We start from the raw sequence: 20401 nt of genomic DNA, 5'->3' as shown, positions 1-20401 counted from the left end.
GCCTTCAGCCTTTCGCGGGCGAGCGATCGCTCACGTCGGCGGGCACGGCGGCCATCTGCAGGTGCAGGCGGTCGCCGGTGTAGGGGGAATGGGCGCGCACGACGTCCATGTCCAGCTCGACGCCGAGGCCGGGTTCGCGCGACGGGATGATATAGCCGTCCTCCCATTGCAGCGGACGCTTGAGGATGCGGGCGTGGAAGCCGTTCCAGCTGCCGATGCTTTCCTGGATCAGGAAGTTCGGGCTGCATGCCGCCAGCTGGATGCTGGCCGCCGCGCCGATCGGGCCGTTGTAGAGGTGCGGCGCGATCTGTGCGTAGTACGCCTCGGCCATGCCGGCGATCTTCTTGGCTTCCAGCAGGCCGCCGCAGCGGCCCACGTTCATCTGCAGGATGGATGCCGCGCCGGATTGCAGCAGCCTGAAGAACTCGTACTTGGTGGTGAGGCGTTCGCCCGCGGCGATGGGAATGCTGGTGTGGTCCGCGACGCGGGCCATCGCCTCTTCCTGGCCTGGCGGCACCGGTTCTTCGAACCACAGCGGATCGTATTTCTCCAGGCGCTGCGCAAGCCGGATGGCAGACGACGGCACCATCTGGCCGTGCGTGCCGAACAGCACGTCCGCACGCGATCCCACGGCCTCGCGGATGCGGCGGCAGAAAGTCTCGCAACGATCCAGCACTTCCAGCGACAGCTGGTGGCCGGAGTAGGCCGTATACGGGCCGGCGGGATCGAACTTCACGGCGGTGAAGCCGCGCGCCGCTTCGCGCGCGGCGCATTCGGCGGCGAGGTCGGGGTCGCCGTAGTCGTACTCGCCCGCCGTGTTGACCGGATAGAGATAGGTGTAGGAACGCAGCCGTTCGTGCACGCGTCCGCCCAGCAGTTCGTAGACCGGCTTGCCCGCTGCCTTGCCGACGATGTCCCAGCAGGCCATTTCCAGGCCGCTGGCGACGCCCATCATGGTCAGGTCCGGACGTTGCGTGAAGCCGCTGGAATAGACCTGGCGGAAGAAGCGCTCGATGTGATGCGGATCGTGTCCGAGCAGATAGCGCTCGAAGACATCCTCGATGACCGGCACCATCGCGCGGGGATGGAACGTGGCGGTATAGATCTCGCCCACACCCTCGATGCCGTCATCGGTCTTGAGGGTGACGAAGAGCCAGTACATGCCGCCGAGATGCGGCGGCGGTACGGCGACCACATGGGTTTCCAGCGAGACGATCCTCATGACGGCCTCCGGTTGAGCATGCGCTTGAGCAGTAGCGCGGCGACGACGCCGAGGAGGCCGACGGCCACCACGTAGCCGAAATAGATCTGGTAGCCGGGCAGGCCCGGGAAGCGTTCGGTGATCCAGCCGTTGAGCAGGGGCAGGAATACATCCGGCGAGTAGCCCGCAAGCGAGACGATGCCGATGGCCAGCCCGGTGACCCGCGCGGGGATGGCGCAGTCGTCGAGCACGGCCCAGTAGAGTCCGCGGATCGCGTAGGTCATCAGGCCGATGAAGACCACCAGCGCGATCAGTACGCCGATCCGCCCCGGGCCGGGCAGGGCGATGAGGCCGAGCAGGCCGAGCGCGGCGAAGAGCATCGCCAGCGCCAGCACGTCCAGCTTGGCGTAGCGGTCGCCCAGCCAGCCGCCGCCGATGCCGCCGATCGGGCGCATCCACAGCTTGATCGTGGTGATCGTTCCCGCGGCAGTCGCGCTCAGGCCCAGGCCGTCCTGTTCGAGATAGGCCGAGAAGCTGTAGGTGGCCCAGAAGAAGTGGAAGCCGCAGAACACGATGGCGGTGACCAGCCACAGTTCCTTCTTGCCGGCGAGGAAACGGAAATCGGCGAGCAGGCTGGTACGGGCGGGCCGCGCGTCGTTCGCGGTGTCGTGTTCGCCCCGGCGCGGATCCGGTACCAGGGCGAGCGCCGCGCCGAGCGCGAGGCAGGTGTACGCATAGAGGTGGATCACATCGCGCAAGCCTTCCGCCTGGCTACCGCCCTGACGCTCGGTGACGTAGGCGAAGAGCGCGATGGCCACGGTGGCTAGCAACGCTTCGATCAGGCCGCGGCCGCCATCGAGGACGCCGAAGAAGCGACCCTGTTCGTGCTCCGTCGCGAGCAGCTTGACCCGCTTGAGCAGCGAGGCCCAGAACGTGAGGCCGGTGGTGATACCGAAACCGCAGAACACGACCAGCAGGGACGCGTAGTCCGGCAAAGTGGCGTACCACAGGCCGAGCGAGCCGGTACCGGCGAGCGAGAAACTGATGAGCCAGCGCGGCGCGATCCGGTCGGCCAGCCAGCCGCTCGGCAGGTAGCTGACCAGGAACGCGCTGCCGAGGATCGAATAGAGGACGCCGAGCTGCGCATTGTCCAGGTGCAGGGCCTCGAGCATGCTGCTCTGGTAGACCTGGCGCAGGTACAGCATGGGGTAGATCGCGCCTGCGGCGATGACGAGCAGCGCGAGTTGCGCGTAGCGCAGGAGGCGGGTGGCGGAAGGAGCCGCCGGTGCGACGGATATCGTTTGCGGTGATCTCATGAAGGCTCCTCGATGCGCGGTCAGTGCTTCATGACCACGAGCCGCGTCTGGGTGAACTCGAGCATGCCGTGCTTGCCGTCGTCGCCGCCGAGGCCCGAGCGCTTCCAGCCGGCATGGAAACCCTGGTAAGGGTCGGCCGGCGTGCGGTTGACGTAGAGCTCGCCGGCTTCGATGCGGTTGGCCACGCGCAGCGCGGTGCGGTAGCTCTCGCTGTAGAGCACGGAGGACAGGCCGAACTGGTGGTCGTTGGCGAGCGCGATCGCCTCGTCGAGCGAGTCGTAGCGCAGCACGGGCAGCACCGGGCCGAAGAGTTCCTCGCGCACGATGTCCATGTCCTGCCGGCAGCCGCTGAGCAGGGTGGGCGGATAGAAATAGCCAGGGCCCGCCGGAAGCTCGCCGCCCGTTTCCAGCACGGCGCCTTCGCCGACGGCATACATGACGCGCGTATGGATGGCCTCGCGCGCGGCGGCGCTGACCATCGGTCCCATGCGCGAAGGATCCATCGAACGGTCGCCGATCTGCACGGCCGCGAAACGTTCGCGCAGGAGCGCCAGGAGACGGTCGTGGACTTTCGCGTGCGCGTAGACCCGCTCCACGGCGGTGCACAACTGGCCGCAGTGCGTCGTCTTGGATGCGACGATGGCGTCGACGGCTTGCACCAGGTCGGCATCCGGCTCGACGATCACCGGCGTCTTGCCGCCGAGTTCGAGCGAGGGTTTGGCAATGTTTTCCTTGCAGTACTCCAGTACCGCGCGTCCGGCGGCGACGCTGCCGGTCAACGTGATCATGCCCACCGCCGGATGCGTGCAGAGCGTTCCGGCCACGTCGTGGCGCATGCTCAGGATGTTGAGTACGCCGGGCGGCAGGCCGGCGTCGACGGCCGCACGGGCGATTTCCAGCGCCGACAGGGGCGTGTGGTCGCTTGGCCGCACCACCACGGTATTGCCCGTGATCAGGGCCGGGGCGACTTTGCGCAGCAAGGTATAGACCGGATAGTTGAAGGGGATCAGGCAGGCGACCACACCGATGGGTTCGCGCTGCAGCAGGATGGTCTCGTCGCGGCTGTCGCTGGGAATCACTTCGCCTTCGATGCGGCGCGCCCATTCGGCGTGGTAGCGGGTGACCTCTGCCGCGTAGAGCACTTCGTTGGTCGCTTCCGTCAGGCTCTTGCCGGATTCCACCGCCAAGGTGGCGCCGATGCGGGGTGCCCGCGTGGCCAGTGCATCCACCAGGCGGTGCAAATGCCTGGCGCGTTCGATCGAGGGTAGCCGGCTCCAGGCGACCTGCGCCCGCGTGGCGGCGACGACCGCGCGCCGGGCCTGTTCGTGCGTGGCCGACGCTACGTGCGCCACGACTCTGCCGGTCGCCGGATCGCGGACTTCGATCGGATCGTGGGTGGCTGCGGCGACGAACTCGCCATCGATGAACAAAGGTTCTGTACGCATGGGCTGAGCAGTGGCGGAGAGGTCAATGGCGCGGCGTCGCCGCGATCGGGAGCGAAGCTTTGGCGTTGCTGCGCTGCGTTCGCAAACGATTAATTGGCAGCCTTGTCATGAGAAAAAGGCATGGCTGGGACATGTCCCATGCGCCCGCCGCCTGTCGCTCACTCGGTGGCGGCTTCGTTCGCCAGCCAATGTTTGAATGCCTCCATCGGACCCGACTCGCCGCGGTCGGGACGCGTCACCAGCCAATAGGACTGGTGTCCCTGGACGACGACGTCGCCGATCTGCACGAGCCGGCCGGTAGCGAGCTCGGGCCCGATCATTCGCCGGTCCGCGATCGTCGCGCCGAGGCCGTCGATGGCGGCGCGGATCGCCAGGTCCAGCAGGTCGAACTCGTCGCCGCCACGCAGGTCCACGCCGTCGATGCCGGCGGCGTCGAGCCAGTGCGCCCAGGTCATGTAGCGCTGCCATTCGTCCGAAAGGACGTGCAGCAGGCGGACGCGGCGCAGATCGACCTGGCCGAGATGGCGTGCCGCGAGCGAGGGTGCGCATACGGCAATATGCTGCTCGTGCATGAGGCGCGTGCAGCGCAGCTCGGGCCACTCGCCGTTGCCGAAGCGGATGGCTCCGTCGAGCACCGCCGACGTGGCGAGATCGTCGTCCACGCGGCTGGTCAAGGTCACATCGGTGTCGGGGCAGCGCTCGTGCCAGTGTCCCAGCCGCGGCAGCAGCCAGCGCCGCGCGAACGTCGGCGGCGCGTTGAGGCGCAGCCGGCCCAGATGCTGCTTGCGCGCGATGCCGAGCGCAGCGGACTCGATGCGGTCGAAGGACTGCTGCACCGCGCGCAGCAGGACGCGTCCGGCGTCGGTGAGTTCCATATGGTGGTGATGGCGGATCAGCAGCGGTTCGCCGACCTGGCTTTCCAGCAGGCGCACCTGCCGGCTCACCGCGCCCTGCGTGACGTTGAGCAGCTCCGCCGCGCGGGTGAAGCTGCCCAGTCCGGCTGCGGCCTCGAATGCCTTCAAGGCATTGAGCGGAGGCAGTCGGCGCTTCATGCGCGGGTCTCCGGCCCGTGCGTGGCGGATGCCGCGCGCATCAGAAGTAATAGCCCACGTTGACGTAGAACTGCCGGCTCCAGCGATCGGAGCCGCCGCGCGCGAGACTCTGCGTGTAGCTGCTGCCGCCCAGGTAAGGGTCATTGCGGCCCATCTGCCATTCCAGTGCTACGTACACCGGGCCCATGCTCGCGCTCATGCCAGCGAGCAGGCGCTGGCTCGGCTTGAAGCCCGGCGACGATTTGTCGAAGCGGCTGTAGCTGACGAAGGGTTTCAGGGTGGCGAGTCCGCGGGTGATGTTTTCCGGCCATTCGTAAGAGACGTCGATCGCCGAGAGGCTGCCGCGGGCGGCGAGGTTGAAGGTGCCGTCGAAGGCGCCTACGGTGACGGTCTGGCTGCCGTCCGCATGCCGCGGCTTCATCTGCTGCCGCGCGAACTGCGCCTTGATCGCCCACCGGTCGCGCCTGGCTTCGGCGTGTACGCCGTAGGCATGCCGCAGGCCATTGCGACCCGTGTCGACGTGGCGCAGCTGGCCGCGATAGAGCGACAGGCCGGTCTCGCCCTCCCAGCCGTGTGCGGCGAAGCGGCGTGCGATGCGCACGACCGCGGTGTGGCGCTCTTCGTCGCGGCTGCCGCCTTCTACGGGGGGATCCGCCGGCGTGATCACCACCGAATAGGTCGTGCCATGGCTGGTGCCGTGTCCCGGCCACGCGGGGCGCGCGTAGTAGCCGGCTTGGAGGTTCCATGCTTCGTACTCTTGCGTGTAGGACACGCCGAGCATCGAGACGTCTTCCAGGCCGATGACGTTGCCCAGCGTTCCCAGGAAGCTGCTGCTGTACAAGGGCTGCAATCCGAACGGCACGCGATGCAGGCCGAACTGCCACTGCCGGTTGTCGTCGGGGCGCCAGACGACCCATGCGTACTCAGTGAAACGCAATTTGCCGAAGCGGACGTAGTGATAGGGAAAAGCCTCGCCATAGAAGCGGTAGCGTGCGGCGGCGCTCCATTGCCCATCGTCGTAGGCGCCGCTGAGCATCAACGTATCGAAGCCCGCCTCGTCGATATCGCGCTTTGCATCGTGATCCAGGCGCCCGCGCAAAGCGCCGCCGAGCTGGAGTTGGTCGTTGATCTGCACGGCGGAAGCGGCATGCGTGGCGAATATCGCTGCCAGCGGAAGCAGGGCACGCGGAAACAGGGCGAGGTGAGAGCGTGTGGCTCGAGCCATCGGTAATCGTTCCTGGCTGGGCCGCGCGTGGGGAGGGCGAAGGCGACTGCACGGCGTTGACGAAGTGGCTCGGCGTTATTCCACGCGCCACGGCCAGCGACAAGGCGAAATCCGCGCAGGTCGATGCAATTCGTAGGAGTACAAACTGCAGCCGAAGAAAACAGGAGTGGTTCCTATCGGATATGTCAACTATCGGTGGTCAAGGCGCGTACGGGTGCACGGGCGACGGCGATAAGACTTCTCCAATCGATAGAGATTTCCCGCGCGGAATGCGTCGACGTCGCGGCTGCAAGGGTTGCCGTACGCCTTGTCGATCGGTGGCTCTAGCGACGAGCCGGACGCCGCCACCGCGACGGCACCGAAGACCGCCGCGACTTCTCGGGCCAGGCGAACACATTGCCCACGGTGGGCGGGACGAACGCCTCCGGCAAGTTGCCGGTGAAGCCGGAGCGATATGCGCGCCTGGCGCTCGATGAGACCGGTCGCAATGTCCTGGTGAAGGTCGGGCACAGCGCCGGCGCGTCGCGCTCTACGTCCTGGCCGGGCGTTTCACCGGGCTTGCCTCAGTCGCCGATGGGGAGCTTTTCGACCGGAAGCAGGGCGGCCCTCTTGCTTCCGGTGGCGTCCTCGCCGTCGCCGTCCAGGAAGGCCAGCTTCTTGCCCTTGGGCAGCTGCTTGATCGCCCACTCCGCGCGCGAGGCGGCGGCGCGGTCCGGATAGGCGCGCGCGCCCAGCAGCCGCAGCGGCGGATGCGAGCGCGTGTAGCGCGCGCCCTTGCCCTCGGCATGGGCGCGGTAGCGGGCATCGACGTCGTTGGTGATGCCCGCGTAGTACGAGCCGCCGCGGCACTCGATCAGGTAAAGGAACCAGGGGCGTTCGGCGTTCGGCACGGGCGATGGCAGCGGCGGGGCTGGGCGCGATGGTAGCCAAGGCCGCGACGATATGCGCGCCAAGGGCGGGGCGGCGCGGCCGCTATAATCGGCGATCGTCCACCGCAGGAATCCCGCCATGTCCGACATCCCCGCCTGCCCGCTCTGCGGCATGGAGAACACCTATCCCGACGGCGGCCAGTACATCTGCCCGGACTGCGGCCACGAATGGCCGATGGTCGCCGTGGCCGCGGAGGAGGACGCCCCCGTGGTGCGCGACGTCAACGGCAACGTGCTGCAGGCCGGCGATTCAGTAGTGGTGATCAAGGACCTGAAAGTGAAGGGATCTTCCATCCCCCTCAAGCAGGGCACGGTGATCCGCAACATCCGCCTGGTCGAGGGCGATCCGGAGCACATCGAAGGTCATTCGGACAAGATCAAGGGCCTTGTGCTCAAGGTCTGCTTCCTGCGCAAGGCCTGAATACGGGCCGCGCTGCGGTTCGCGTCACGGATCCGCCGCTAAAGAAAGCGGCGCAGCGGCCGATAGGGCGGGAAACCGCCCGGAGCCCGACCTTCCCATGCACAAGCCGCACGCCCGCTGGACCGGCAACCGCGTCGACTGGGACGACGACCGCCTGGCGGCTCTCCTCAAGAAGACCGAAGACTGGACGCTGGACAACCGCGGCACGTTCGAACCGCGCGACGTGCAGCTGCACGTGGGCTGGGGCGCCTCGTCCGGACGCCCCGCCATGCTGGTGTGGGAGCGGGAGCAGGCCGTGGTGGTCGTGACCGGCTTTCCGATCCCCGTCGGCGAACACGTGCGCATCGACCGCTATGCCGGCGAGGAAGTACGCAGCGCCTGGGGCGTGGTGGCGGACGGACGCGAAGGGTTTCGCGCCGAGGACCGCGAAGCCGGCGCCTGGGTGCATTGGCTGCATCTGCGCTGAGCCGCCCGACGGCTCAGCGCAGATAGGCGCGCAGCACGGCCAGCACCGGTTCCAGCTCCTGGTCGCGCTGGCGCGTGCCGGCGACGTGTTCCTTCAGATGGCCCTCCATCAGCTGGAGGGTCAGTCCCTGCATGGCGCCGCGGATGGATGCGGCCAGCTGGAGGATCGCGCCGCAGTCCTCGTCGGCTTCGATGGCGCGCTCCAGTGAGGCGAGCTGCCCGCCGATGCGGCGCACGCGCGCCACCAGTTGCTTCTTGTTGCCGGCGACGTGTGCCATGGCGTCCTCCATCAGGCCTGGATAGTATGGGGGGGTATCCTAAACCACCCGTCGCCATGAACGCCGCCCCCGACGCCTCCCCCTACGTGCACGACCACCGTTTCAACGACGGCAATCCCCTCGCGGAAAAGAACACCTTGCGCGCCACCGTCATCACGGCGGTGATGATGGTGGTCGAGATCACCGGCGGCTACCTGCTCAATTCGATGGCGCTGCTGGCCGATGGCTGGCACATGAGTTCGCATGCGCTCGCCCTGGGCCTGTCGCTGGGCGCCTATGCGCTGGCGCGACGGCTGGCGGGGGACCGGCGCTTCGCCTTCGGCACCTGGAAGATCGAGGTGCTGGGCGGCTACAGCAGCGCGCTGCTGCTGGCGGTGGTCGCGGCGCTGATGCTGTTCCAGTCCGTAGAGCGGTTGTTCGCGCCGAGCGCGATCCACTACGACGAGGCGATCGCCATCGCGGTCCTCGGCTTGTTCGTCAACCTGCTGTGCGCCTGGCTGTTGCGTGATGGCCACCACGGTCATGCCCACGATCATCACGGCCGCGATCATCATGGCCATGGTCATCATGGTGCGCATCGTCATCACGAGCACCACCACGAGCACGGCCACCATCACCACGACATCAACCTGCGTTCGGCCTACCTGCACGTCATCGCGGACGCGGCCACGTCGGTGCTTGCGATCCTGGCGCTGCTCGGCGGCAAGTACTTCGGCGCGCGCTGGCTCGATCCGGCCATGGGCATCGTGGGTGCGGCGCTGGTGGCGAACTGGGCGGTCGGCCTGTTGCGGCAATCCGGGAAGGTGCTGCTGGATGCGGACATGGACGCGCCGGTGGTCCAGGAAGTGCGCGAGGTGGTGGCGGAACACTTTCCCTATACCGCTATCAGCGACCTGCATGTGTGGCGGGTGGGCAAAGGGCGCTACGCTTGCATCCTGGCCCTGGTGAGCGCGCGGCCGCTGAATGCGGCGGCGGTGCGCGGACGCCTGGCGGTGCATGAGGAGCTGGCGCACGTGACGGTGGAGATCGCGGAAGCGGGAAGCCTGCCATTCGCCTTCGTACCGGTGGGCGCGGATGTCCGCGCGGAGCGTTGCGCGCCATGATCGTGCGCGAGCGCCCGAGTCTCTACGACATCCTGTTCGCGATGCGCGGCTCGATCCTGCCGCGCATTGCCGGTCGGCTGGTGGTGATCGCGGCGCTGAGCGTCGGTGCGGTGTGGCTGGCGCGCTGGCGTCCTGCGGTGTTCGCGCCCTTGAGCGCGACGCCGTTCACTCTGATCGGCATTGCCCTGTCCATCTTCATGAGCTTCCGCAACAGCGCCTGCTATGAGCGCTGGTGGGAAGGGCGCAAGCTCTGGGGACAGCTGATCATCGCCAGCCGTTCGTTCGCCAGGCAGACCGCGTCGCTCGATGCGGAGACCCGCCGCCAGCTGCTTTACTCGCTGTGCGGCTTCGCCCATGGGCTGAACGCGCGCCTGCGCGGCGAGCCCGACGCACCGCGCGTGGCGGCGTGGTCCGCGGCGCGCGCTTGGGAGACCCTGCCCAATCCCACCGATGCGGTGCTGGCGGATATCGGGCTGCAATGCCGCCGGCTGGCGGACGAAGGGCGCATTGGCGAGATCCATTACTCGGTGCTCGAAGCCCAGCTGACGGAGATCGGCCACGTGCAGGGCGGCTGCGAACGCATCGCGGCGACGCCGCTGCCGTTCGCCTACTCGCTGCTGCTGCACCGCACGGCACATCTGTTCTGCCTGGCGTTGCCGTTCGCGTTCGCTGGATCGCTGGGTTGGTGGACGCTGCTGCCGGTGCTGCTGGTCAGCTACACCTTCTTCGGCCTGGACGCATTGAGCGACGAATTGCAGGACCCGTTCGGGCGCGAACCCAACGACCTGCCGCTGGATGCCATGACGCGCCTCATCGAGCGCGATCTGCGCGCAGCTCTGGGCGAAATGGAACTGCCCCCGCCGCTGACGGCCCACCGCTTCGTGCTGCTGTGACGGAAGCGGCGGCGCCGTTCACCCAAAAACGCCTCGAAGCCGGCACAATCGCCCCAACGCCGGCGCGCGCTGCGCGCCGTCACTGACTTCGGGGTGACACGCCATGTCCTTCCATAAGCCGCCATCCAAGTGGAACGCCAACAAGGTCGACTGGAGCGACCCGGACCTCAAGGCGCTGCTCGACCGTTCCGAGAGCTGGACGCTGGACAACCGCGGCAGCTTCAGCGCGCAGCAGGTGGAGATCCACATCGGCTGGGGCGCCGGCGGCGGCCGGCCAGCGCTGCTGGTATGGGAGCGCGGGCAGGCACTGGTGGTGGAGACCCAGTTTCCGATCGCCAAGGAAGAGAAGGTACGCATCGACCGCATGACGCCGACCGGCCTGCGCAGCATCTGGGGCGTGGTGGCCGACGGGCGCAAGGGCACCCGCGCCGAAGACGAGGAACACGGCATCTACGTGCACTGGGTGCACGCGCAGTAAGGCGGGGTGCGCAGAGCCTTCGCGCGCGCGCGCCCGCGCCCGCGCGAGCGCCTTCAGGCGGCGGCCTTGCGGATCTGCTCCAGGTCGATCTTCTGCATGTGCATCACGGCGCCCATGGCGCGCGCCGCCTTGTCCTGTTCCGGCCCCGTCATCAGCTGGATGAGTTCCTCGGGCACGATCTGCCAGGACAGGCCGTAGCGATCCTTCAGCCAGCCGCACTGGCTCTCGGCGCCGCCCGCGGAAAGGCCTTTCCAGAAGTGGTCGATTTCCTGCTGCGAGTGGCAATGCACCACCAGCGAGATCGACTCGTTGAACTGGAAAACCGGCCCGCCGTTGATCGCGGTGAAGGCTTGCCCGTCCAGCTCGAAGGCCACCGTCATCACGTCGCCTTCCTGGCGTCCGGCCGCCTGGGCCACTTCCTTGGTGTAGCGCGCCACGTGCGTGATGCGAGAGTTCTCGAACAGCGACACGTAGAACTTGGCCGCTTCCTCGGCCTGCTGGTCGAACCACAGGAAGGGGGTGATGCGCTGGAATCGGGTGGTCATCGCTTGAGTCCTCAGTCGTGGATAGTCGAAAGGACGCCTATCCCGGCGTCCGGGAGGCATTCCATGCAGACGACGAGCGGGAAAACGGGGAATCGACAAAGCGCGCCGAAAAATTTCGCGCGGGGCCCGGAGCAGCGCTCGCCTCCGGGCCCAGGGCCGGGCTACTGCTCGAAATCGATGCCGGTCACCCCTTGCGCCTTGGCCTGGGCCAGCACCCTGGCCACGGCCTGGTAGGCCGCGCCGTCCGCGGCCCGCACGATCAGGCGCGGCGGCTCGGCGCGCTGGCCGGCCACGGCGAGCTGGGTCGCCAGCTGCGCTTCGTCGACGGGCGTGTCATTCCAGTACAGCGAGCCGTCGGCCTGGATCGACAGGCGGATCGGTTCGGCGAGGGGAGCGCTGCGCTTGCCGCCGAGCGAGGGCAGGTCGATGTGGGTGCGGTGCGTCACCACCGGCGCGGTGATCATGAAGATGATCAGGAGCACCAGCAGCACGTCGACCAGCGGCGTGACGTTGATGTTGGAGATGGCACTGCTTTCGGCACGGACAGAGAAAGCCATGTTCTTCCTCCTGGGCGAAGCAACGATGTGGGGGACGCCGCGGCCGATGGGGGATTGCCGCGACGGCTGCAGGTTACTGCGGCCGCCATCGGCGCCGCCACGGGGGGAACTGCGGCCAGCGCGCACGCATCGGGATGAACCATCCGGCCATCGTCCAGTCTCAACCTGGTTGGCAGTGCAAGAGGAAAGCATGGTGAGAAAAGATCGGCAGACTTCATTCGGTGCCTGGATCGTGGCGGTGGCCGTGGTAGCGGCGGCGATCGCGGCAGGCGTCTATCTCTGGCGCAAGGGGCTGCAGGGACCCGCACCCGCGCCGTCCGCGCCGGCTTCTTCAGCGACGGGCGCGGCACCCGCGGTGGCGTCTTCGGTCATTCGCCACCCCATCGCGGACGCGGCACCCGCATCCGCCTCGACCGCGCCGCTGCCTGCGCTGGACGGCAGCGACGGCACGGTAGCCGACGAACTGGCGCAACTGGGCGGAAGCGATCTAGCCGGGCTGCTGCTGCGCGAACAGATCATCCCGCACGTCGTCGCCACCATCGACGCGCTGCCGCGCCAGGGCGTGGCCGTGCGATTGCTGCCCCTGCGCACGCCGCGCGGCCCGTTCGCCGTGGACGAGCAGGAAGGCGGCATCGAGATGTCGCCGCGCAATGCCGAGCGCTACGCGCCGTACCTTCGCGTGGTCGAGGCGGTGGACGCGCAGAAGGCGGTGGCGTGGTACGTCCGCTATTACCCGCTGTTCCAGCAGGCCTATCGGGATCTGGGCTACCCGCATGGCTACTTCAACGACCGCCTGATCGTGGCCATCGACGACATGCTCGCCGCGCCGCAGGCCACGCCGCCGGTCGCCCTGGTGCGCACCGATACGTACTACCGCTTCGTCGATCCGTCCCTGCAGCAGCTTTCCGCCGGACAGAAGCTGATGCTGCGCCTGGGCCCGGAGAACGCGGCGAAGGTGAAGGCGAAGCTGCGCGAGATCCGCGCCGCGCTGGCGGGGCAGGGACCCGCGCGGCGCTGAGCGCCTTCCGCTAAAGTGCACCGGTCGCGCCGTGCAATGCGGCGCGACCTCGCGTCAAACGCCGCGCTTGTATTTCAAGACTGGTTGGTTCAATAATTCGTCCTTTCTCCGGCATCCTCGCCATCGCGCTGCGATGAACGGACGGGCCTGGCGCCGATGCTGCGCGCCGGCTTCCTCGCTTTTCGATTTCAAGGAAACAGACGCATGAATTCCCGGTTCTTCGGGGCGGCGCTCATTCTGGGCCTGCTGTCGGCCATCGGCCCCTTTGCCATCGACATGTACCTGCCGGCGCTGCCCACCATCCGCGAGGCGCTGGGCACCGACGTGGACACCGCGCAGATGAGCCTGATGGCGTTCTTCGCCGCGGTGGGCGTGGGGCAACTGGTATACGGCCCGGTGTCGGACATGCTGGGCCGCAAGGCGCCGATCTACTTCGGACTGGTGGTGTTCGCGCTGGGCAGCATCGGCTGCGCGCTGGCATCGGACATCCACACGTTGATCGCTTTCCGCTTCGTGCAGGGCCTTGGCGCCTGCGCGGGCATGGTCATCCCGCGCGCGATCGTGCGCGACATGCATACGGGCCACGATGCCGCGCGGCTGATGTCGCTGCTGATGCTGGTCTTCAGCGTGTCGCCGATCCTCGCGCCGCTGACCGGCAGCCTGGTGATCCGCCTGGCGAGCTGGCGCGGCATCTTCTGGACGGTGGCCGGCGCCGCCGTGCTGGGCCTGGTGCTGGCGGCGACCGCGCTGAAGGAGACGCGGCCGCGCGAGGCGCGCGTGGACAGCAACCTGCGCACCGCGCTGGGCGCCTACGGTACGCTGCTGCGCGATCGCCATTACTTGGGGCTGGTCTTCATCTGCTCGTTCGGCGTGGCGAGCTTCTTCGCCTATCTCGCCAATTCGTCGTTCGTGCTGATCGACCACTATGGCCTGTCGCCCACGCTGTACGGGTTGGCGTTCTCGGTGAATGCCGTGTCGTTCATCGGCGCCGCGCAGTTCACCGGCAAGTTGGGCGCGCGCTACGGCCTGGCGCGGCTGGTGCGCACCGCCGTGGTCGGCTACAGCGTGGTGATGGTGATGCTGCTGCTGCTGAACGTGGCGGGCGTGGACAACCTGGGCGTGATGATGGCGCTGCTGTTCGTCGGCTACGGCTTCCTCGGCCTGGTGATGCCCAGTTCGGCGGTGCTGGCGCTGGAAGACCACGGCAAGATCGCCGGCACGGCCTCCGCTCTGCTGGGCACGATCCAGTTCGCCACGGGGGCGTGCGTGATCGGCGTGGTCGGGCGTTTCCTCGACGGTACGGCCCGGCCGATGCTGGCGGGCATCGCCGCCTGCTCGGTGATCGCCCTGGTGCTCGCGCAGGTCACGCTGCGCCATCGGCGCTACCGCGTCGCGGAGCCGGCGGCCGACTGAGCGGGGCACGGTCCCGCCGTTACGTCAGCGCGGTGTGGGCGTGGAACGGCAATAGCGTGGCACCGGTACGTGCCACCGCGGGCTCGGCGAGTTCGAGCCGTTCCTTGCTGCCGTCCAGCACGACGAGAATGTGGCCGGAGGCGATTTCGCCGCCGAACTTGCGATGGATCACGTCCGGCACTTCGCTGCCGATCAGCGCGCCCGTCCAGCCGCCCACCGCCGCGCCCGCCACCGCCGCGGCACCCGCGCCGGCCAGGGTCACACCCAGCGGCGGCACCGCCGCGGCAAGCAGGCCCAGCAGCAGGCCGGCACCGCCACCACAGGCCACGCCGCGGATGGCGGAAGGGACGAAGTCGGTGCGCCCCGTCATGCGGTGATCGGGAATCTTCGCCAGTTCGATGTCGTCGCGGGCGACGAAACAGATGTCCTCGTCGTCGATGCCTGCATCCAGCGCGGCACGCATGGCGGCACGCGCGGCTTGCAGGTCCGGCGTGCTGAAGACGCAACGGGTTTTCATGGCGACCTCCCGCCGTTATCCGGCGTACGCTCGGGCGGCGCGCGGCAGTCGCCCTGGCCACCGCGCACTCGGAGCTGTGCATATCGCATTGTTCGCCGGCCAAGGTAACCGTGGCGTAGCGTTCCTGTTACGGCCATGTGGGGCCCTGCCGGCGACGATGCGCTAAGGTTCGCGTTTGTCTATAACCTGCCGTCACGATGCCGAACGTCTTCGACCCGCCTCAGCTGGATCTCCTCGGCGGCCCCGCCGGGCCGACGCGGGTCCATCGCCTGTTCTTCGCACTGATGCCGGACGAGGCGACCCGGGACGCCTTCTCGCGCATCGCCGATGCGCTCAGGCGCGAATCGCCGGGATTCCGCGCGCGCTGGGTGGCACCGTCGCGCTACCACGCCACCCTGCATTTCCTGGGCGACCATCCGATGCTGCGCGAGGACATCGCGCGCGCCGCGCGGCAGGCCGGCGATGCGCTGCGCGCCCACGCCTTCGACTGGACGCTCGACAACCTGTCCACCTTCCGCGGCCGCGAGCCGCCATGCGTCCTGCGCTCGGACGAGGTGCCGAGGCCGCTGAGCGAGCTATGGCAGGCGTTGCGCGAGCACCTGATCCGCGCCGGGCAGGGCGGGCAGGTGTCGCGCACGTTCACGCCGCACGTCACGCTCGGCTACAGCCGCAGCGACATGCTGCCGCCGCGGCCGGTCGGGCCGGTGACGTGGCGCGTGGAGCAACTGGCGCTGATCCACAGCATCGTCGGCCAGGCCGATTACACGACACTGCAAAGTTGGCGGCTCCCGGGTTGAGCCGCCGTATTTGTTCTGATCGCGTTTATCTCCATCGCGCAATGCCGAAGGTCATGGCTCCCGGAGCCGCGTTTGGGCGCACAATGCCGCTCCCGACCTGCCGCGGAGTGCCGTCATGCCTAAGACCGTTCTCGCTGCGTTGATCGCTCTCGCATGGCCGCTGGCGGCCGGTGCCGCCCCACCCCAGAAACCGGGCGGCGCGATGCCCGCGAACATCGCCGCCGCGGTTGCCGATCCGGCGCGCAAGGCCGACGCCGCCATCGACGCGCGCCGCAAGGGCGGCGAGCTATTGGCCTTCGCGAAGATTGGAACCGGGCAGCGCGTGGTCGACCTGATCCCCGGCGGCGGTTATTTCACCCGCCTATTCAGCGCAGCCGTCGGTGCCAAGGGGCATGTCTTTGCCGTATGGCCCAGCGAGTACGCGCAGGAAGCCGATACCGACCTCAAGGCGTCCAAGGCGCTGGAAGCGCAGCCGCACTACAAGAACGTCAGCGTGCTGCTGCAGCCGAGCAACCAGTTCAGCGTGCCGCAGCCAGTGGACGTGGTGTTCACTTCGCAGAACTACCATGACTATCCCGACAAGTTCATGGGCAGCATCGATCCGGCGGTGCTCAACAAGCAGGTGTTCGCCGCGCTCAAGCCGGGCGGCCTGTACGTGATCGTCGACCACGTGGCGGAGGCGGGCTCCGGCATGCGCGACACCGAGACGCTGCATCGCATTGATCCGGCCATCGTGAAAAAGCAGGTGGAAGCGGCTGGCTTCGTCTTCGACGGCGAGAGCGACCTGCTGCGCAACCCGGCCGATCCGCACAACATCAAAGTGTTCGACAAGGCCATCCGCGGCCACTCGGACCAGTTCGTGTACCGTTTCCGCAAACCGGGATGAACCTTTGACGGATCGGGACGACAGCCGCCAGCCCGCGGGAGGCGCCGGACCGTCTCCCGCCGACCCGCGTCCGCTCAAGCCCGTCGAGCCGGATGCCCTCGACTGCTGCGGCGAAGGCTGCGTGCCCTGCGTCTACGATCTCTACGAGGAAGCGCTGGACCGCTATAAGGCCGAGCTGGCCGCATGGCTCGAACGCCATCCGGAAGCGCCCGCGGATTGACCACGGCCGTCAGGCGCGCGTGGCCGCGCCGAACTGATGCTGCAGGTCCTGCTGGCAGCGCGCGATCTGCGTGGGCGCGAAACGCCCCGGCCAGGCCTGGCTGAGATCGGAGCAGGCATCGATCACGCGGTGGTCGCTCAGCAGCTGCGCCATGGACAGGACGTGCGCGACCTGCAGTGTCCGGCCAAGCGGGGAGGGTGTTTCGGACGCATCCTCGCCGGCATGTTCCCGCAGCGCCTGGATCACCGCACCGGGCAGCTCCCAGTGGCGAGCGGCGCGGAGGGTAAGGCGCGCGCCGAGTTCGGCGCAGCCATCGAGGAAGATCGGGCTCAGCGTTTCCGGCGAGACGACGTCCTCCAGGCTCAGCAGGTGGATCACCGCGCCCGTGCCGGTATTGCACACGATGCCGGCGAGATAGGCCTCGAACGGATCGCAGCCGGCGAACCGGCCGAGGAATGCGCTTGCGTGCGCGCAGCGTTCCGCGTGATCCCACAGCCGCTGGCCCGCCACCAGGCCGTGCGCGCCGGCGCTGGCCTGCAGGATGGGCTTCATCATGTGCTGGGTGGCGACGCGGCGCAGGCCGTCCTGGCCGAGCAGGACCACCGCGTGCTGCAGGCTCTGGATCGAATGCAGCGTGCGGTAGTAGATGCTGCGGCTCACCCGCATCACTTCGCCCACCAGCATCGGGTCGCGCCCGACCAGCCGGGCCAGTTCGGCGCCGGCCACGTCGTCGTTCTTGAGCGCATGCAGCAGTTGCGGCAGCACGGCAGGAAGGCGGGGCAGGCTGCGCACGTCGAAGCGCTCGCCGACGATCTGCAGCCGGCGCAGCAGGGCGGTTTCGCCCGCGTTCTCTTCCGCGCGATGGTCCGGCAGGCCGAGCATGAAGCGCTGGAAGCGCTCGGCGAGGACGTCGAGCGATGGCTCGGTGGGCGAGGCGGATGCGGCAGGCGGAGCGGACGGCCGCGGCGCCGGGCGCTCGAAGGAAGCCCGCGGCATGGGCCGCGCGGGCGCGGGGGCGAAGAAACGCCTCAGCCAGGACATCGTCATGTTCTCCCCACGACCGCGACGCGGTCTCCCCTGACGGGATATCGGCCACCCGGGCAAAAACTGTAGGCCCGGCGCCGTGCCGATGTTCCGTACTGCTACGTCCGGCACATCCGCGCCAGGGTGGGAAAGGCCGTGCCCGCCCCCAGATCGGGAGCTTCGCCGCGAGGACGTTCCATGATTCCCTTTTCCGTACTCGATCTGGCGCCGGTGACCCAGGGCAGCACGCCGGCGCAGGCCTTCGCCAACAGTCTCGACCTGGCCCGCCTGGCCGAACGCCTGGGCTATCGCCGCTACTGGCTGGCCGAGCACCACAACATGCCGGGCATCGCCAGCGCCGCGACCGCGGTGCTGATCGGGCACATCGCCGGCGGCACCTCGACCATCCGCGTCGGCGCCGGCGGCATCATGCTGCCCAATCACGCGCCACTGCAGGTGGCGGAGCAGTTCGGCACGCTGGCTTCGCTGTATCCCGGCCGCATCGATCTCGGCCTGGGCCGTGCGCCCGGCACCGACCAGCCGACCGCGCGTGCCCTGCGTCGTTACTACGAGAGCGCGGACGCCTTTCCGGAAGACGTGCAGGAACTGCTGGCGTACTTCGAGCCGGCGCAGCCCGGCCAGCCGGTGCGCGCGGTGCCCGGAGCGGGCATCGACGTGCCGGTGTGGATCCTGGGCTCCAGCCTGTTCGGCGCGCGTCTTGCCGCCGCGCTGGGCCTGCCGTACGCCTTCGCCTCGCATTTCGCGCCGGACGCGATGGACGAGGCGCTGGCGCTGTACCGCCGCGATTTTCGGCCTTCGGACCGGTTGGCGAAGCCGCACGCGATGCTCGGCATCAATGTGGTGGCGGCGGAAACCGATGCGGAGGCGCGGCGTCTGTTCACCACGCAGCAGCAGAGCTTCATCAATCTGCGCCGCGGCATGCCAGGGTTGATCCCGCCGCCGATCGACGATATCGAAACGTATTGGACGCCGACGGAGAAGTTCGGCGTGGAACGCGCGCTGGCGTGTTCGGTGGTGGGGGATTCACGTTCGGTGCGCGAGGGCTTGGCGGCGTTTATCGCGCGGCATCGGCCGGATGAGTTGATGGTGACGGCGAATGTGTTTGAGCATGGGTTGAGGCGGCGGTCGTATGAGTTGGTGGCGGCGGTGCGCGATGAGTTGGCGTCGTAGCTTGGGACGCTGGCGCTGATGTTGCGGTTGGCTGTCGCGCTGTCTGTTTCGTCATTGCGGCGTAGGGCGGGACCCGGTGCGAGGTGGTCGCCAGCCGTGTCTCGCCCCGTGCGGGGCGAGGGTTTCGCTCTCCTGCCGGAGAGCGAGTTACTTCTTCTTGCTTGCCCAAGAAGAAGTAACCAAGAAGAAGGCCCCCCTGCGCGGCGCCCTCCGCAGCCTTCGCTGCTGCGGGTGCGTTGAGGGCTGGCCGGGCTTTTCGACAGGGCATCCTGCCCTGATCGAAAAGGCGGGGACATCCATGTCCCCGCCCCGCTTCGCGGGCCTGATCGTCCAGCCCTCACCGCCGCGAAGGGAACCCGGGAGATCAAGAGCATTCGGAGCGTCGCTTCGCTCGCTCTTGTGTGGTCGTTGGCTGCTTGCCGCGGTACCGCACTTCTCCTTCTCCCCTCCGGGGAGAAGGCGGGATGAGGGGCGGGTGCTCGCCCCGACGCATCTACGAAGAAGATCTACCTTCCATCACAAGCGATGCGGTCCATCGCAACGCCCAACAACCACACGCCGCTTCTCACACCTTTTCTCAACCCCGATCCACCCGCTCCTGCAACGCCATTGCCGCCGCAGGGTTACGGTGCTTCGCCGCGCTGATGAAATAGACGAACACATCGCGTGGCTTGCCTTTCGCAAGCGGTGCGGCGGCGTGGGGAAGGGCTTCGCAGTCTTCGCCGTTCGACCACTGCCGCGCGCGGTCGGTCCATGTGTCCAGTGCGTCGGCGGCGTAGCCGGTAGGTATATCGTCGGCGCTGCGCATCAGGCGGGCGTAGGCGAAGTCGCCGGTGAGGTCGGCGAGGTTGGGGTAATCGGGAGAGTCGGTGTAGACGGTGGGGATGCGGTGCTCGCGGGCCAGCGCCACGTAGGCTTCACTCACGAAACTGCGGTGGCGCACTTCCAGCACGTGCCGCAGCGGCGTGCCGTCGAGTTCGCGCGGCAGCAGGTCGAGGAAGGCGGCGAGGTCGTCGGCGTCGAACGGGCGTGACGGTGGGAGTTGCCACAGGATCGGGCCGAGACGGTCGCCCATCTCCGCCAGGCCGCCGTGCACGAAACCGTGGATGCCCTTGCCGGTGGCGGCCAGGCGCTTGCCTTCAGTGACGTAGCGCGGTGCCTTCAGCGAGAACACGAAGCCCTCCGGCGTTTCCGCCGCCCAGCGCTTGTAGGTCTCGGGCTTCTGCGCGCCGTAATAGGTCCCGTTGATCTCGATCGCGCGCAGATGCCGGCTGGCGTACTCCAGTTCGCGGCGCTGCGGCAGGCCGTCGGGATAGAAGTTCTTGCGCCAGGGAGCGTAGTTCCACCCGCCGATGCCGACGCGGATGCGATCGGAGCGGGGACTGGCACGGCTGAACAGGTCGTCGGTGGGCATGGCCGTGAGCGAGC

Annotated in this window: 23 protein-coding genes; 11 read left to right on the top strand and 12 right to left on the bottom strand. The window is 68.1% G+C overall.

Annotated elements, in window-relative coordinates:
* Positions 1–4 precede the first annotated feature (4 nt).
* From RKE25_RS15920 to RKE25_RS15895, 6 genes are all read right to left on the bottom strand, one after another.
* On the bottom strand, positions 5–1222 hold the full coding sequence (locus tag RKE25_RS15920) for a mandelate racemase/muconate lactonizing enzyme family protein (RefSeq protein ID WP_311839073.1): 1218 nt from the start codon (positions 1220–1222) through the stop codon (positions 5–7).
* A complete protein-coding gene (locus RKE25_RS15915; RefSeq protein ID WP_311839072.1) occupies positions 1219–2517 on the bottom strand; it encodes an MFS transporter in 1299 nt (432 codons plus the stop codon). The genes RKE25_RS15920 and RKE25_RS15915 overlap by 4 nt, the downstream gene beginning before the upstream one ends.
* A gap of 20 nt (positions 2518–2537) precedes the next feature.
* Entirely contained in the window at positions 2538–3962 is a 1425-nt protein-coding gene (gene aldA, locus RKE25_RS15910; protein ID WP_311839071.1) for an aldehyde dehydrogenase, read from the bottom strand.
* A 158-nt stretch (positions 3963–4120) separates the two neighbouring features.
* Positions 4121–5014, bottom strand: a complete 894-nt coding sequence (locus RKE25_RS15905) for a LysR substrate-binding domain-containing protein (RefSeq protein ID WP_311839070.1) — start codon at positions 5012–5014, stop codon at positions 4121–4123.
* 40 nt (positions 5015–5054) lie between these two features.
* Complete coding sequence (locus RKE25_RS15900; RefSeq protein ID WP_311839069.1) at positions 5055–6239, bottom strand: hypothetical protein; 1185 nt, start codon at positions 6237–6239, stop codon at positions 5055–5057.
* Positions 6240–6802: 563 nt separating this feature from the next.
* Complete coding sequence (locus RKE25_RS15895; protein ID WP_311839068.1) at positions 6803–7129, bottom strand: GIY-YIG nuclease family protein; 327 nt, start codon at positions 7127–7129, stop codon at positions 6803–6805.
* 118 nt (positions 7130–7247) lie between these two features.
* On the opposite strand from RKE25_RS15895, the gene RKE25_RS15890 reads away from it, so the two are divergent.
* Positions 7248–7589, top strand: a complete 342-nt coding sequence (locus RKE25_RS15890) for a zinc ribbon domain-containing protein YjdM (RefSeq protein WP_311839067.1) — start codon at positions 7248–7250, stop codon at positions 7587–7589.
* Between the two features lie 97 nt (positions 7590–7686).
* Positions 7687–8055, top strand: coding sequence for a hypothetical protein (locus RKE25_RS15885; RefSeq protein WP_311839066.1), 369 nt, complete (start codon positions 7687–7689; stop codon positions 8053–8055).
* A 13-nt stretch (positions 8056–8068) separates the two neighbouring features.
* On the opposite strand, the gene RKE25_RS15880 is transcribed toward RKE25_RS15885, so the two are convergent.
* A complete protein-coding gene (locus RKE25_RS15880) occupies positions 8069–8332 on the bottom strand; it encodes a metal/formaldehyde-sensitive transcriptional repressor (protein WP_311839065.1) in 264 nt (87 codons plus the stop codon).
* Positions 8333–8388: 56 nt separating this feature from the next.
* On the opposite strand from RKE25_RS15880, the gene dmeF reads away from it, so the two are divergent.
* The 3 genes from dmeF to RKE25_RS15865 all read left to right on the top strand — a co-directional run bounded on the left by dmeF (position 8389) and on the right by RKE25_RS15865 (position 10806).
* Entirely contained in the window at positions 8389–9435 is a 1047-nt protein-coding gene (dmeF, locus tag RKE25_RS15875) for a CDF family Co(II)/Ni(II) efflux transporter DmeF (protein ID WP_311839064.1), read from the top strand.
* Positions 9432–10328 (top strand): bestrophin family protein, encoded by an 897-nt coding sequence (locus tag RKE25_RS15870; protein ID WP_311839063.1) that lies wholly within the window; start codon positions 9432–9434, stop codon positions 10326–10328. Before dmeF ends, RKE25_RS15870 begins: the two co-directional genes overlap by 4 nt.
* Positions 10329–10431: 103 nt before the next feature.
* Entirely contained in the window at positions 10432–10806 is a 375-nt protein-coding gene (locus RKE25_RS15865) for a hypothetical protein (RefSeq protein WP_311839062.1), read from the top strand.
* Positions 10807–10859: 53 nt separating this feature from the next.
* Here RKE25_RS15865 and RKE25_RS15860 read toward each other — a convergent pair whose 3' ends face one another.
* Positions 10860–11351, bottom strand: a complete 492-nt coding sequence (locus RKE25_RS15860) for a VOC family protein (protein ID WP_311839061.1) — start codon at positions 11349–11351, stop codon at positions 10860–10862.
* A 161-nt stretch (positions 11352–11512) separates the two neighbouring features.
* On the bottom strand, positions 11513–11908 hold the full coding sequence (locus tag RKE25_RS15855; protein ID WP_311839060.1) for a biopolymer transporter ExbD: 396 nt from the start codon (positions 11906–11908) through the stop codon (positions 11513–11515).
* A 190-nt stretch (positions 11909–12098) separates the two neighbouring features.
* Here RKE25_RS15855 and RKE25_RS15850 point away from each other — a divergent pair, with 190 nt between their 5' ends.
* A complete protein-coding gene (locus RKE25_RS15850; protein WP_311839059.1) occupies positions 12099–12926 on the top strand; it encodes a DUF3014 domain-containing protein in 828 nt (275 codons plus the stop codon).
* A gap of 204 nt (positions 12927–13130) precedes the next feature.
* Positions 13131–14339: a multidrug effflux MFS transporter gene (locus RKE25_RS15845; RefSeq protein WP_311839058.1), complete on the top strand. Its 1209-nt coding sequence runs from the start codon at positions 13131–13133 to the stop codon at positions 14337–14339.
* A 19-nt stretch (positions 14340–14358) separates the two neighbouring features.
* Here RKE25_RS15845 and RKE25_RS15840 read toward each other — a convergent pair whose 3' ends face one another.
* On the bottom strand, positions 14359–14856 hold the full coding sequence (locus tag RKE25_RS15840; RefSeq protein ID WP_311839057.1) for a hypothetical protein: 498 nt from the start codon (positions 14854–14856) through the stop codon (positions 14359–14361).
* Between the two features lie 197 nt (positions 14857–15053).
* Between RKE25_RS15840 and thpR the strand changes: the two genes are divergently transcribed.
* The 3 genes from thpR (at position 15054) to RKE25_RS15825 (ending at position 16759) form a co-directional block, all read left to right on the top strand.
* The gene (gene thpR, locus RKE25_RS15835; RefSeq protein ID WP_311839056.1) at positions 15054–15653 is read left to right on the top strand and encodes an RNA 2',3'-cyclic phosphodiesterase; all 600 of its coding nucleotides are present in this window, start codon (positions 15054–15056) and stop codon (positions 15651–15653) included.
* 115 nt (positions 15654–15768) lie between these two features.
* The gene (locus RKE25_RS15830) at positions 15769–16539 is read left to right on the top strand and encodes a methyltransferase (RefSeq protein WP_311839055.1); all 771 of its coding nucleotides are present in this window, start codon (positions 15769–15771) and stop codon (positions 16537–16539) included.
* Positions 16540–16543: 4 nt separating this feature from the next.
* A complete protein-coding gene (locus RKE25_RS15825; RefSeq protein ID WP_311839054.1) occupies positions 16544–16759 on the top strand; it encodes an oxidoreductase-like domain-containing protein in 216 nt (71 codons plus the stop codon).
* Between the two features lie 9 nt (positions 16760–16768).
* On the opposite strand, the gene RKE25_RS15820 is transcribed toward RKE25_RS15825, so the two are convergent.
* The gene (locus RKE25_RS15820; protein WP_311839053.1) at positions 16769–17800 is read right to left on the bottom strand and encodes an HDOD domain-containing protein; all 1032 of its coding nucleotides are present in this window, start codon (positions 17798–17800) and stop codon (positions 16769–16771) included.
* 180 nt (positions 17801–17980) lie between these two features.
* Between RKE25_RS15820 and RKE25_RS15815 the strand changes: the two genes are divergently transcribed.
* Entirely contained in the window at positions 17981–18973 is a 993-nt protein-coding gene (locus RKE25_RS15815) for an LLM class flavin-dependent oxidoreductase (RefSeq protein WP_311839052.1), read from the top strand.
* A 577-nt stretch (positions 18974–19550) separates the two neighbouring features.
* Here the strand turns inward: RKE25_RS15815 and RKE25_RS15810 are convergent.
* Entirely contained in the window at positions 19551–20387 is an 837-nt protein-coding gene (locus tag RKE25_RS15810; RefSeq protein ID WP_311842411.1) for a DUF72 domain-containing protein, read from the bottom strand.
* Positions 20388–20401: the final 14 nt, after the last annotated feature.

The organism is Dyella sp. BiH032, from assembly GCF_031954525.1.
Taxonomy (GTDB): domain Bacteria; phylum Pseudomonadota; class Gammaproteobacteria; order Xanthomonadales; family Rhodanobacteraceae; genus Dyella_D.
The sequence above is the reverse complement of the archived record's forward strand: the minus strand, read 5'-3'. Positions and strand labels throughout refer to the sequence as shown.